We start from the raw sequence: 13,012 nt of genomic DNA on the forward strand, positions 1-13,012 counted from the left end.
AACCAAGCCCGCACCGATGCCCTGCAACCGTGGCTAGACTTCTACAACCACCAACGCCCACACAGCAGCCTCGGAGGCAAAGCACCCATCACCCGGTGTAACTAACGTGCTGTCTCAGTACACCTAGGCCGCTGCGCCTGGACAAACCCGTTGTCCGGACTCGCCGGTGACTCCTTCGGTTCAGGGACCCGTGGCCGGTAGTGTCTATGAAGGACGAAACCGGATACCCCCCCCCACCACCCCGGTGACTTCATACAGGATTGGGATGAGAGACGAAGCAGTGGCAAGCCAGGACCAAGACCCCACTACGGAAGGCGTCCCTTCAGGCCGAACGCCGGACGGACGCGGCGCCAGCCCGTCTGACGCCAGCGAGACGATAGTCAGCGGTACCCACGCCGCTGCGACAGGCTCCCGCGGGGACAGGACGGCTCCGGACGAACACGATGCCTGGGACGCAGAGTTCTCCGGGCTTGCTGGAACGGATCCGAATCCCGTCCAGCCCCCGGCCGCGTCAGACGACGGCAAGGAGACCACGGGCTCCCGCAGCGAGGAGGACGCGGCAGGAGCTTCGGCCGCCGCAACTGAATCGCGCGGTGGGACTGCCGCCGCCGAAGCCGCCTCCGGCGTACCCGCCGCGGAAGCCGGCGCCGGGGCTTCTGCGGCCCAGGCAAACGAAGCGTCCCGCAGCGCAGGCGGGTCCAGGCCAGGCCGTGAGCGCGAGGAAGTCCCGGGAGGCCATCCTTCCGTTGCACAGCGAAGCACGCTGCCGATGCGCGCTGCCAGCACCATGCCGGACCTGAGCCGCTACGACGCCCAGGAACAGTCCGGCACAGCCGACCGGGATGAATCACCCTCCGCCCGGGTTGAATCACCCTCCGCCCGGGTTGAATCACCCTCCGCCCCCCACCCAACAGCGGCAGAAGGCGGCCCCTGGTATGGGCCCGGGGCGTCGGAACCGCGGGAAGCGGGGCAGCAGGGTCCGGGGAACGCAGCCGAGTCCGAGACCACGTCCCAGGCCGCCGCAGACCCGGTCATCCCTGCCGACGAAGCCGCCCGCCGCAGTGCTGAACGCGAACGTGCTGCCAGCGCCAGGCCCGTCCTGGGCAGGATCATCCAGATTGCCGTCGCAGTATTCTTCCCGGTGATGCTGCTGGCCGCCGCCATCCGCGCCGTGGCCACTCCGGTCTTCCTCTGGTTTGAGTACAACCGCCCGGGATTCCCGGCCGACAGCTTCGGATTCAGCACCGAAGACCGCATGACCTACGGGTCCTATGCGGTCGACTACCTGCTGAACTTTGCGTCTCCGCGGTACTTGGGAGACCTGGTGACCCCGGACGGCGATCCGCTCTACCTGGCCAGCGAAGTTTCCCACATGGCCGACGTGAAGACGGTCCTGACCCTCGCGTTCGTGACGGCACTGGGGATGGCGCTGCTCAGCTTTGCGGGTGGGATCTACCTGGCCCGGCGCTGCCCCGGCGGAATCCGGCGGGCACTGTTCGCCGGAGCCGTGGCCACGCTCGCGATCATTGCGGGGCTGCTGGTGGCCGCTGTCCTGGCCTGGGAAGAGTTCTTCACCATGGTGCACAACATCTTCTTTGCCCAAGGCAACTGGACCTTCCGGCTTGATGACACGCTGATCCGCCTGTTCCCGGCACAGTTCTGGATGGACGCCGGTGCGGCCATCGCGGCGATCGTGCTCCTGGTCTGCGTGCTGGTCATGGTGTTCACCTGGCCCACTAAGAAGCGCCGGGAACGCTCGCGCCTTGCCAGGGAAGAAAGCCGGCGGCGCTACCTGGAATCCCTCGACGCGCTCTAGACGCACGTTAAAGGACTAAGGCCCGTTCCAACGGGCCTTAGCTCTTTAACGTGCTTACAACTGCGGCGGCTACTTCGCGTAAAGCTTCTCGACTTCCGCGGTGAAGTCCGCGATCACGGCCTGGCGCCGCAGTTTCAGCGTGGCCGTCACGTGGCCTGCGTCAAGGGAGAAATCCCGCGGCAGGACGGTGAACCGGCGAATCTGCTCGGCCCTGGAGACAGTGGCGTTCGCAGCGTCCACAGCTTCCTGCACCTGGGCCAGGACCAGCGGATGCTCGGCCAGCGGTGCTCCGGAAAGGCCGACGCCGTTTTCACGCGCCCAGGCGGCCATCGCCTCATCGTCGAGCGTTACCAGGGCACCCACGAAGGGGCGGCCCTCGCCAACCACCACTACCTGCGAGACCAGCCGGTGCTCACGGACCTTTTCCTCCAGCGGCCCTGGGGCTACGTTCTTGCCGCCCGCAGTGACCAGGAGATCCTTCTTGCGGCCCGTGATGCTCAGGAAACCGTCGTCGTCCAGCGCACCAAGGTCACCGGTGTGGAACCATTCGCCGCTGAACGCTTCAGCCGTCGCCTCGGGATTGCGGTGATAACCGGTGAAGACGCCGACGCCGCTGACCAGCACCTCGCCGTCGTCGGCAATGCGGATCGAGTTCCCCGGCATCGGCAGGCCAACGGTCCCAACCCGGGTCAGGGGAATGGTGTTGACCGAGGCCGGAGCCGTGGTTTCGGTGAGGCCGTAGCCTTCCAGGACTGCTATGCCCGCACCCCTGAAGAAGTGCGCCAGCTGCGGGCTCAGCGGGCTGGCTCCGGAAATGGCGATGTCCATGTCTCCGCCGAACGCTGCCCTCACCTTCGGGTAGAGGAGCCGGTCGAAGGCCGCGTGGCGGAGGCGCAGGGCCAGGGACGGACCCGTTCCGCCGCGGGCAGCGCTGTCCCGGGCCTCTGAATAGGCGATGGCTGTGGAGGCCGCGGATTCGAACAGCCGGCCCTTTCCGGCGGCGGTTGCCTTCTCCTGGGCGCCTGCGTAGATCTTCTCGAAGATGCGGGGCACAGCGAGCAGGAAGGTCGGCCGGAATGTGCGCATGTCATCGACCAGTGCGGCGGCGCTGGAACTGTGTCCGACGGTGACGCCGGCCGCCAGGCAGCCTACCTGCACGGCACGGGCAAGCACGTGGGCCAGCGGCAGGAACATCAGGGTCCTGGCGCCGGGCCGCTTCAGCATTTCCGGCAGCAGCTCGATCACGTTGACGGCGAAGACAGCGAAGTTGCCGTGGCTGATGCTGCAGCCCTTGGGGCGTCCGGTGGTTCCGGAGGTGTACACCAGGGAGGCCGTGTCGGAGAGCGTGCGGGAGGAGCGGACAGACTCCAGTTCCTCATCCGGGATGCCGCTTCCGGAGGCAGCGAGGGACGTCAGCGTATCCGGTCCCTCTTCGCCTGTCAGTTTCCAGATCCGGACCGGAAGCTCGGCTGCTGCCGCACCTGCTTCGATGACGCGGGCCTTGTTCTCATCGCCGGCAAAGACTATGCGCGCCCCGGAGTCGGTGAGGATCCACTGGACCTGGCTGGGGGAGGAGGTTTCGTAGATGGGAACGGTGACGGCGCCGGCGAACCAGATTGCCAGATCCACTACCGTCCACTCGTAGCGCGTTCCGGACATCACTGCCACGGTGTCTCCGGGACGGACGCCCTGTGCCATCAGGCCCTTCGCAGCTGCCCGGACCTGCTCCAGGAACTGGACGGCGGTCACGTCCTGCCAGCCGGAACCGGTCTGGCGTGCATAGAGCGCAAGATCAGGGGTCCGCGCTGCCGTAGCCAGCAGCAGGTCGGTGATATTGGAGTCCGCGGGGAGCTTCACGAACAATCCGGTGGAGGATTCGCGCACGGGCCCTCCCTTTCTGTGCAAGCACATTGCGTTGAGACCTAGATCCAGCTCGGCATCCAGATTCGGAGCCGCCAATCAGAATAGGGGATGATTTCAGCCGTCCAGACCGGATAGAAGAACACGGAGACCAGAACCACAGCGGCCAGGAAGCACGCTGTGAGGGTGGCACCGCGGCGTCTGCGCAACGGCGGATCGGCTGCCCGTCCCAGGGCCAGCCCCAGAGCGTAGGTCAAAGCCAGCACGAGGAACGGCACAAAGGAGACGGCATAGAAGTAGAACATGGTCCGGTCCGGAAAAGCGAACCAGGGCAGATAGCCGGCTGCGATGCCGGACAGCACGGCTCCGGCCCGCCAGTCCCTGCGGCCGAGCCAGTAGGCCAGGAGGACCAGCAGGCTCAGCAGTGCAGCCCACCAAATCAGCGGGTTCCCCAGCGACGTGATCGCCGAGGTACAGGAGTCAGCCCCGCAGCCGGCCTGCTGGGCGTCCGGGCTTTCGTAGTAGAAAGACGTGGGACGGCCCAGGAAGAGCCAAGTCCAGGCGCTGGCTTCGTAGGAATGTTCAGAAGAGAGGCCGTTGTGGAAGCTGTAGGCGCTGCGGTGGTACTCGGCGAGGGACCGCAGGGAATCCGGGACCCATCCGAGTCCCGGCGGGGCCGGATTGGACTGGGCCCACTGGCGTCCGTAGGCATCGCTTGAAAGCAGCCATCCGGTCCAGGTGGCCAGGTACGTTGCGGCAGCCAGCGGGATCATGGTCAGGAACGCAGGGATGCCGTCCTTCAGCAGGCCGGCGGGCCAGCTGCGGATGCCCGCCACCCGGCGGGCACTGACGTCCCAGAGCACGGTCATGATGCCGAAGACCGCCACGAAAGCCAGCGCCGACCACTTGGTTCCCACGGCCAGTCCGAGGCAGACGGCGGCTGCCAGGCGCCAGGGACGCCACAGCAGCCACGGACCGGTCCTCAGTGCAGCCGGCTCCGGCGGGACGTCCGGAGGCCGGTGCAGTTTCCGGGCAAGCCTTCGCCGTCCGTCGCTGCGGTCCAGGAGCAGCGCACCGAAGGCGGCAACAATCCAGAAGGTGAGGAAGATGTCCAGCAGGGAGGTCCGCGACAGGACCAGGTGATGCCCGTCAACGGCGAGCAGCAGGCCGGCAATGCCGCCCAGCAGGGGAGACCTGAAAAGCCGCCAGGCAATCAGCGCCAAGAGAAGTACGGTCAGCGTCCCGGCCAGGGCCGCCGAGAAGCGCCAGCCGAAACTCGAGCCGGGGCCGAACAAGGCCATGCCGAAGGCGATCAGCCATTTGCCTGCCGGCGGGTGGACAACGTACTCCGGTCCCTCAAGCAGGCCGTCCGGCTGCCCGGCAGCGAAGGTGTCATTCGCGTCTTCCGGCCACGCGCGTTCGTATCCGGAGACCAGGTAGGAATAGGCGTCCTTGACGTAATAGGTCTCGTCGAAAACCAGGGTCCCCGGTTCATCCAGGCGGACAAAGCGGAGCAGTCCGGCGAGCAACGCGGTGCCCAGGGCTGCGGCCCACGCCCATGAGCTGGAGGGGAGCGCCGCACCCAGCAGCCTCTCCCGCAGCGACTCTTCCGTGAAGGCCCTCCCCGGCGCCTGTATTACGGGTGCCGTGTCCCGGGCCGGGGCGGTGGGCAGGGGCTGGGTCACGGGCTCAACTCTATAGCCTGTCGCGTAGGGTTGGAGGGTGAACTCCAGCAGCAGCGAACCCAAGCAGCCCATTGACGCCGAGCACGCAGGGACGGGCGCTCCGGCAGGCACGGGCCAGATAGTGCTGGCCGCCACGCCGATCGGCAACATGGGTGACGCGACCGTCCGCCTGATCGACCTGCTGCAGCACGCTGACGTCATTGCCGCCGAGGATACCCGCCGCCTGCACCGCCTGGTCAGCGCCCTGAAAATCAGCACCAGCGGGCGGATCATGAGCTACCATGAGCACAACGAACAGGCCCGCACGCCGGAACTGCTCGAATTGGTGCGCGGCGGAGCCACCCTGCTGATGGTCACCGACGCAGGCATGCCCTCTGTCTCCGACCCCGGCTACCGGCTGGTGGAAGCCGCGGCTGCCGAAGGAATCGCCGTGACGACAGCCCCTGGTCCTTCTGCGGTCCTCACTGCGCTGGCACTCTCCGGCCTGCCCACGGACCGGTTCTGCTTCGAGGGATTCCTTCCCCGGAAATCCGGGGAACGTTCTGCCAGGCTTTCCGAGCTGGCGCACGAGCAGCGGACCATGGTGTTCTTCGAGGCACCGCACCGTCTTGAACCGATGCTGCGGGCACTCGACACGGCCTTCGGCCCGGAACGGCCCGCCGCCGTCGCGCGGGAACTGACCAAGCTGCATGAACAGGTGCTGCGCGGACCGCTGCGTGAACTGCTGGAATGGGCTGAAGCCAGCGAGGTACGCGGGGAAATCGCCGTCGTGGTCGGGGGAGCCGGAGAAGCTGAGCCGGAAGCCCCCGAGGACCACGTTGGTGCTGTCAACGACCTCATTGCCCAGGGATCCAGGCTCAAGGACGCGGTGGCTTCCGTCGCTTCCGATGCCCGGATCAGCAAGCGGGAGCTGTACTCCGCGGTGCTGGCCGCACGCGGCAGCACGCCGCAGCAGCCTTCCTAGCCAACTGCACAGGGTTGCCGGAATGTCCTTGTGCAGAGGTGCATTTACACTGGTCGGCGGCGGGCTTTACGGTGAAGTCAGCACCGGGCAGATTGTGATCCGGAAAACCCGCATACTTTGGAGGCTCACCCATGGCTGTAACCGCTGAACGCGAGGCCGCACTGCTGGCCCAGGTTCCCACCGGCCTGCTGATTGACGGAGAGTGGCGCGAAGCCACGGGCGGAAAGACCTTCGAAGTCGAGGATCCGGCGACCGGCAAGGTGCTGCTGAGCATCGCAGACGCCAGCACCGAAGACGGCGCGGCTGCCATCGATGCCGCTGCGGCCGCCCAGGAGTCATGGGCCGCCACCCCGCCGCGGGTGCGCGGAGAAATCCTGCGCCGTGCCTTTGAACTGGTAACCGCCCGTGCTGAAGACTTCGCGCTGCTGATGACCCTTGAAATGGGCAAGCCCCTGGCCGAAGCGCGCGGGGAAGTGGCCTACGGCGCCGAATTCCTGCGCTGGTTCTCCGAAGAGGCTGTCCGGGTGACCGGCCGCTACGGCACCGCTCCGGACGGCAAGTCCCGCATCATGGTCACCAAGAAGCCGGTGGGCCCCTGCCTGCTGATCACTCCGTGGAACTTCCCGCTCGCGATGGCGACCCGCAAGATCGCTCCTGCGGTTGCCGCCGGCTGCACGATGGTGCTCAAGCCCGCAAAGCTGACCCCGCTGACCTCCCAGCTGTTCGCAGCCGTCATGATGGAAGCCGGCCTGCCGGCCGGAGTCCTGAACGTCGTCTCCACCACGAAGGCCGGCGAAGTCACCGGCCCGATCATGAAGGATGACCGGCTGCGCAAGGTCTCCTTCACCGGCTCCACTCCCGTGGGCCAGGGCCTGATCCGCGATGCCGCGGACAAGGTGCTGCGCACCTCGATGGAACTGGGCGGCAACGCGCCGTTCCTGGTGTTCGAAGATGCAGACATCGACAAGGCCGTTGACGGAGCCATGGCCGCAAAGCTGCGCAACATGGGCGAAGCCTGCACCGCAGCCAACCGGTTCATTGTGCACGAGGACGTCGCCGACGAGTTCTCCGAGAAGTTCGCAGCCAAGGTCGCGGCAATGACCACGGCCCGCGGCACGGAAGATGAATCCAAGATCGGTCCGCTGATCGATGCCAAGTCCCGTGACAAGGTCCACTCCCTGGTGGAAGACGCGATCGACGGCGGCGCAACCGCCGTCGTGGGCGGCGCACCGGTGGACGGCCCGGGCTACTTCTACGCACCCACCGTGCTCAAGAACGTCCCCGCAGGCGCCCGCATCCTCCAGGAGGAAATCTTCGGCCCGGTGGCTCCGGTCATTACCTTCTCCACCGAAGCTGAAGCCGTGAAGCTGGCCAACGCCTCGGAATACGGCCTGATTGCCTACGTGTTCACGGAGGACCTGAACCGCGGCCTGCGGATCGGCGAGAAGCTGGAAACCGGCATGCTGGGCCTCAACGCCGGCGTCGTTTCCAACGCGGCTGCTCCGTTTGGCGGCGTCAAGCAGTCCGGCCTGGGCCGTGAAGGCGGAGACGAAGGCATCGAGGAATACCTGTACACGCAGTACATCGGAATCGCCGACCCCACGGCATAGTCCTGACGCCGCGCTCCGCGGCCTGCCGTCTGGTCCCGTTCCGGGGAGAGATTTCCCCTGGATCGGGACCAGCGGCGGTTAACGGCCGGGGGAGACTCCGTCCGGCTGCGAACCGGCAGGCCGTGGCTCCGCCTGTCCGGAACGGCCGCGCGAAGCCGGGAAGAAGGACGCCGGAATGAACCGGGCCCGGAGGCGGGCAGGTACGGACACGGATGCGCGCAGCGCGGTGTGCAGGGTCTCGACGTCCTGCCAGTCAGCCGGTGACCTGACGGTGCGTGGACCGGCCACCCGTGCCGGGTCCGCGTAGGCCTCCGCCTCGTAGGCGGTGCGCAGCCGTGCCAGGGCGTTAGCGGCCGGCTGCGGCAGTGCTGCCTGGACGGCGAGGCGGTCCGCAAACGAACGCGGGCTGTCGGCAGTACGGGCCCGGTAGCCGAAGTCCTGGGCCAGGTCAGTGGCCTCGGACCAGGCAGCCGCCGCGCTGCCGGTCTGGCCGTGTTCGCTTCTGCGCAGTCCGCTGCGCCGGCGGCGCAGTGCCCAGGGGGTGAGTATCGCGGCCCCCGCCACGAGCAGGCCGATTCCGACGCCGGCCCAGGGTGCTCCGGCGGTTTCCTCCGGTTCCAGCGGCTGCGACTGGGCGCCGGGCTCGGGAGCGGCAGAGGGAAGTGCCGGAGGCACCGGATTCTGCAGTTCCCGTTGATCGGCGTCGGCCTGTGCCGCGGACGCAGCATTCTGCTGCCGCTCCACGGCGTAGCCGGGCACGACGCCGCGGGAAGGCGTGGGCTCGAAACGCACCCAGCCTGCGCCCTCGAAATAGAGTTCCGGCCAGGCATGCGCGTCCCGCGCGTCGACGGCGTACTCGTCCAGTTCCGTGCCGTCCGGCCCTTCGATGGTGCTGCCGGTTGCGCGCCCGGGGGCGTAGCCAAGGCCCATGCGGCTGGGGATGCCAACCTCCCGTGCCATCACGGCCATCGCCGAGGCGAAGTGAATGCAGTAGCCCGACCGTTGTTCCAGGAACCGCGCCAGGACATCTATCCCGTTGCCGTCGTATCCGCCTTCGACCGGAGCTTCCAGGGAATAGTCGAATTTTGGCCCGCGCAGGAAAGACTGCAGCGCCAGTGCCTGCTCGTACGGACCTTCAGCGTCCGCCACCGCCTCCCGCGCAGTGTCCCGGATGATCTGGGGCAGGTCATCGGGGAGATCCGTGAACATTGGGTCCACGGCATCGGAGGGGGAGGCGGGGAGGCCGGCGAGAGCGTCGCCGGTGACGACCGGAGCCTCGCTGAGGACCTCGTACCCGGCGCGTGGCTTGGAACTGCCCGTGGCGGAGAGGATGGTCATGGTGGACGGATCCCAGGTCCAGGAGCCGTCGAGGCCCGATACCGCCGAGGGCGCGTAGGGAGCCAGCAGCCAGGGACTGGCATAACTGGGTGAGCTGATCACGGTGCGCACGGTGTCTGTGGGGATTGCCGGGTCCGCTGTTCGGGCGGGGGTCATTTCATCCACGCCGGTGAGGCGGTCATTCTCGCGGGTATCCGGTGCCCAGCGGCTGCCGGAGAAATCCTCCAGGGTGGTGCTGCGCAGATAAAGGGGACGGGTGGAGTCTGTGGCGTAGGTGATCCGCCCGGTGGCCGTGGGCTGGCGCAGGTCATTGCCGAGCGAGACAACGGGGTTCAGCCCCGTGGTTCCGTTGAGGAAATTGAAGCGCGCACCCTGAGGAAAGGCGCCGGCGTTGAAGCCCGGGATGGCAAGTGACACCAGCAGGGCTGCCACTACGGCCCCGGCACCGATTCCTGCTGCGCCTGCGGCCTGTGGGCCGGAGGGGCGGGAAGGAACATCCGATCCGGCGGTGGCTGCCGACCGTTCCCGCCGTTCCTGCCAGGTCCCGGCAGCCAGGATCAGCAGGTAGCCGGCGGCAGCGGCCGCGAAACCGGCAACTCCCACACTCTGCGGCTTGATGATCGCAGGAACCAGCAGGACGGTAAACAGCCCAAACCCGCTGGCTGCGGGCATCCGCAGGGTGACGGCGAGGGTATCCACCAGCACGGCGATCAGGCCTACGGCGAGGCAGGCGACAAAGACGACGCCGGTATCCGGGGTGACGGGAATTACCTGGGTGATGACCGTGGTTTGCGCCCCGGCGAGCAGGGTTCCGGCCCGCTCAAGGGTCGCGGCCGTGGGAATGATGCCCAGGAAGGCCGAATCGGCCGAGAACATCAGGGTGAGGATCAGGGTGAGCGCAGCCATGCCGGCTACCGGCACCAGCGCCGTGGGGAACCGGAACCAGCGGGCTGCTGCGGTGCCCGCTGCGACTGCTGCCACTGCAGTGCCCAGCGGCCAGAGCCAGGCGAGGCCGTCCAGGACTCCGTGCACACTGAGGGCACACAGCAGCACGGCCACGGCGGATACAGCTCCGGCAGCCCACTGGGCATTGCCCGTACGGCGTGCCCGCGGTGCCGGTCCGGACTGCTGCGCCCGGGGCGGGGCAAGCGTCGCCGTCATGGCCGGTGTCCCGGCTGGGAGAGCGCAGCGGCCTGCTCTGCCGCACCGGACCAGGCTGCGGCCACCGGCTGGGATGGAGCCACCGCCTCGGCAGTCCATCCCGCTGCCCGCAGGAGGGCCAGCTGGGCGGCCGCGGCGGCCGGGCGTTCGGTGATCACCAGTGCAAGGGCTGAAGGAACGGCATCGGCCGCCGGTGCCAGTGTCCGGGCGTCTTCTTCGCTGAGCGCACCGGTGATGACCACCAGCGGACCCCGGTGCCGGCCGTCCAGCAGTGCTTCCACCAGGGCATCGCCAAAGGGCCGGTGCGCGGCAGGACCGGGGGAAGCGCTCCGCTCAGGCAGCGGATGGGCCCCCGCCGGCGTTGGACCGGTTGCCGGCCGCCAGGGCCGGGAACGCGGCGTCGCAGGGGCGGAGGACGCCGCGGCAGCCTGCTCCAGTCCAAGGGCAGCCAGGCCCTCGCCGAGATCGCTGACGGCCGCGGCTCCGGTGAAGATGTCCGCACCCTGATCAGCTGCCGAGGGGGAACGCAGCAGCCCCGGGCGGGCCAGGGCATCCAGCAGCCGGACCGCGAAGCCGCGTTCCAGCAGGTCAGCGCCTACGGACATCACGGCGGAGACAGCCCATTCGAAGGTTTCCGAACTGGCCGGTGCGGCGTCGTCGGCGTTTTCGTTCCAGAACGGGGACAGGAAGCCCTGCTCGTAACTCGATTCGCGCTGGTCCAGGACCAGGGTCGCCCGCGGGGTTGCCACCGTCTCTTCCTGGCGGACCATGAGCTCGCCGTGCCGCGCCGTGGCGGACCAGTGCACCCGGCGCATGGGGTCTCCGTGCCGGTACTCGCGTGTGGTCACGTCGTCCTGGCTGGGCACTCCCTGGACCCGGGTCGAGACTGACCCGTCGCTGCCGCGCAGGCCGTGCAGCACGGCGGCGGGCAGCTCCGCCGGGACGGGTTTCACGATCAGTTCGTCGGTGCCGCCAATGGTGTGCCGTGCCACCGCCAGCCCGAAGGGGTCAAGGAACCCGGCGCTGACCGGTCCGATGCGGTAGAGACCGCGGCGGGAGGACCGCAGGCGGTACTCGTAACGGCTGGCGTGGCTGGAGTCCGCGCGCGCGGCGGGGAAGCGGAATTCAGGGCTGGTGCCGAAACGGGCCGGCAGTTCCTCTGTCATGCGCGCGGTTCCGCCAAAGGGCTGGACCGGACGCACCGCAAGCCCCACGCTGACCGGTGTTCCGGTTTCCGCAGTTGACGGCATAAAGGTGCGCTGCACACTGAACTTCGGCTTCAGCAGCCGCAGCGCAAGGGCACAGACCAGCGGCAGCAGGACTAGGAACACTCCCAGCAGCAGCAGGTCCCGGCGGCCGAGCACCTGGGCCCCCAGAAGTGCCGCCACACCGGACGCGACCAGCCCCCAGCCGCGGCCGGTCAGTGCAGGCCTGCTCGCCGAGAGCAGCGCAGGTTTTCTCATCGGCTAGGGCCGGACCATTCCGGGACGCGCCCCCGGAGGCCGGGGGACGGGCACCTTGGAAAGGACCGCGGCCAGCAGGGAGGCCGGGGTCTCGCCGGCGCTGAGCGCCTTGCGCTCCAGGATGAGCCGGTGCGGCAGGACAGATCCGGCCAGGCGGGCGACGTCGTCGGGCAGGACAAAGTCCCGGCCCTCCAGTGCCGCACGGGCCTTGGATGCGCGGAGCAGCTGCAGCAGTGCCCGCGGACTGGCTCCGAGCCGGATGAGGGGGTGGTCCCTGGTGGCGGCGCCGATCGCCACCGTGTATTCCTTGACCGCGGCGGACACGTAGACATCCCGTACCCGGGCGGTCATCGCGGCAATGTCCCGCACGGAAGCAACGGGCACGATCGAGTCCAGGGGAGAGACGGACTGGTGGGTTTCCAGCATCTCGATCTCCGAAGCCGTGTCCGGGTAGCCCAGTGAAATGCGGGCCATGAACCGGTCCCGCTGTGCCTCGGGCAGGGCGTAGGTGCCTTCCATCTCCAGGGGGTTCTGCGTGGCCACCACCATAAAGGGCTCGGCAAGCCGGTAGGTTCCGCCGTCGACTGTGACCTGGCGTTCCTCCATGCACTCAAGCAGGGCGGACTGGGTCTTGGCAGACGCGCGGTTGATCTCATCGCCGATCACGATGTTGGCAAATACGGGCCCCTGCCTGAACTCGAAGCGGTGGGCATCCTGGTTGTAGATAGACACCCCCGTCACATCCGAGGGGAGCAGGTCCGGAGTGAACTGGATGCGCGTCACCGAACAGTCCACCGCCCGCGCCAGGGTCTTGGCGAGCATGGTCTTGCCGACGCCGGGCACGTCTTCGAGCAGCACATGGCCTTCCGCGAGGAGCACCGTCAGTACCAGCCGGGCCGCTTCGTCCTTGCCGTCAATAACGGTGTTGACGGCGTCAAGAATGCGGGTGCTGGCGGCCAGGAAGGAATCCGCCTCCTCTGCCGCGCTGCCGGTGAAGGGCGCTCCGGCGCCCGGTGCATCGAATCCGGCGGTGGCAGCGGATGTGTTGCGAGTGTCCATGGATACCTTCCAAGCCTCGGCGCAGTCAGCCGGGAAGAGCCCAGTCCCGGCCGGCG

Annotated in this window: 9 protein-coding genes; 4 read left to right on the plus strand and 5 right to left on the minus strand. The window is 68.0% G+C overall.

Annotation, left to right across the window (positions count from 1 at the left end):
- Window positions 1-21: 21 nt before the first annotated feature.
- Both NGB94_RS12235 and NGB94_RS12240 read left to right on the plus strand, forming a co-directional pair.
- Window positions 22-105 carry an integrase core domain-containing protein gene (locus tag NGB94_RS12235; RefSeq protein WP_418910588.1) on the plus strand — a complete coding sequence of 28 codons (84 nt, stop codon included), beginning with the start codon at window positions 22-24 and terminating at the stop codon, window positions 103-105.
- 160 nt (window positions 106-265) lie between these two features.
- Complete coding sequence (locus NGB94_RS12240; protein WP_325790921.1) at window positions 266-1,816, plus strand: TIGR01906 family membrane protein; 1,551 nt, start codon at window positions 266-268, stop codon at window positions 1,814-1,816.
- A 69-nt stretch (window positions 1,817-1,885) separates the two neighbouring features.
- Here the strand turns inward: NGB94_RS12240 and NGB94_RS12245 are convergent, their stop codons facing one another.
- On the minus strand, window positions 1,886-3,700 hold the full coding sequence (locus NGB94_RS12245) for an AMP-dependent synthetase/ligase (RefSeq protein WP_325790922.1): 1,815 nt from the start codon (window positions 3,698-3,700) through the stop codon (window positions 1,886-1,888).
- 38 nt (window positions 3,701-3,738) lie between these two features.
- Window positions 3,739-5,433, minus strand: a complete 1,695-nt coding sequence (locus NGB94_RS12250) for a dolichyl-phosphate-mannose--protein mannosyltransferase (RefSeq protein ID WP_418910650.1) — start codon at window positions 5,431-5,433, stop codon at window positions 3,739-3,741.
- Here NGB94_RS12250 and rsmI point away from each other — a divergent pair.
- Both rsmI and NGB94_RS12260 read left to right on the plus strand, forming a co-directional pair.
- Window positions 5,432-6,325 (plus strand): 16S rRNA (cytidine(1402)-2'-O)-methyltransferase, encoded by an 894-nt coding sequence (gene rsmI / locus NGB94_RS12255; protein ID WP_325791035.1) that lies wholly within the window; start codon window positions 5,432-5,434, stop codon window positions 6,323-6,325. The two genes, NGB94_RS12250 and rsmI, sit on opposite strands and share 2 nt — an antisense overlap.
- A 131-nt stretch (window positions 6,326-6,456) precedes the next feature.
- A complete protein-coding gene (locus tag NGB94_RS12260) occupies window positions 6,457-7,935 on the plus strand; it encodes an NAD-dependent succinate-semialdehyde dehydrogenase (protein ID WP_325790924.1) in 1,479 nt (492 codons plus the stop codon).
- 78 nt (window positions 7,936-8,013) lie between these two features.
- Here NGB94_RS12260 and NGB94_RS12265 read toward each other — a convergent pair whose 3' ends face one another.
- From NGB94_RS12265 to NGB94_RS12275, 3 genes are read right to left on the minus strand one after another with little or no spacing between them, the layout of a single operon-like run.
- A complete protein-coding gene (locus NGB94_RS12265) occupies window positions 8,014-10,434 on the minus strand; it encodes a DUF3488 and transglutaminase-like domain-containing protein (RefSeq protein ID WP_325790925.1) in 2,421 nt (806 codons plus the stop codon).
- Entirely contained in the window at window positions 10,431-11,897 is a 1,467-nt protein-coding gene (locus NGB94_RS12270; RefSeq protein ID WP_325790927.1) for a DUF58 domain-containing protein, read from the minus strand. The genes NGB94_RS12265 and NGB94_RS12270 overlap by 4 nt, the downstream gene beginning before the upstream one ends.
- Window positions 11,898-11,900: 3 nt before the next feature.
- Window positions 11,901-12,956 (minus strand): MoxR family ATPase, encoded by a 1,056-nt coding sequence (locus NGB94_RS12275; RefSeq protein ID WP_325790928.1) that lies wholly within the window; start codon window positions 12,954-12,956, stop codon window positions 11,901-11,903.
- Window positions 12,957-13,012 lie beyond the last annotated feature (56 nt).

The organism is Arthrobacter koreensis (assembly GCF_035792275.1).
Lineage (GTDB): Bacteria > Actinomycetota > Actinomycetes > Actinomycetales > Micrococcaceae > Arthrobacter_B > Arthrobacter_B koreensis_A.

Coding starts and splice junctions, on each gene's coding strand:
- NGB94_RS12265 (WP_325790925.1), bottom strand. CDS start 10,434: ATGACGGCGACGCTTGCCCCGCCCCGGGCGCAGCAGTCCGGACCGGCA.
- NGB94_RS12275 (WP_325790928.1), bottom strand. CDS start 12,956: ATGGACACTCGCAACACATCCGCTGCCACCGCCGGATTCGATGCACCG.
- NGB94_RS12240 (WP_325790921.1), top strand. CDS start 266: ATGAGAGACGAAGCAGTGGCAAGCCAGGACCAAGACCCCACTACGGAA.
- NGB94_RS12250 (WP_418910650.1), bottom strand. CDS start 5,433: ATGGGCTGCTTGGGTTCGCTGCTGCTGGAGTTCACCCTCCAACCCTAC.
- NGB94_RS12260 (WP_325790924.1), top strand. CDS start 6,457: ATGGCTGTAACCGCTGAACGCGAGGCCGCACTGCTGGCCCAGGTTCCC.
- NGB94_RS12270 (WP_325790927.1), bottom strand. CDS start 11,897: ATGAGAAAACCTGCGCTGCTCTCGGCGAGCAGGCCTGCACTGACCGGC.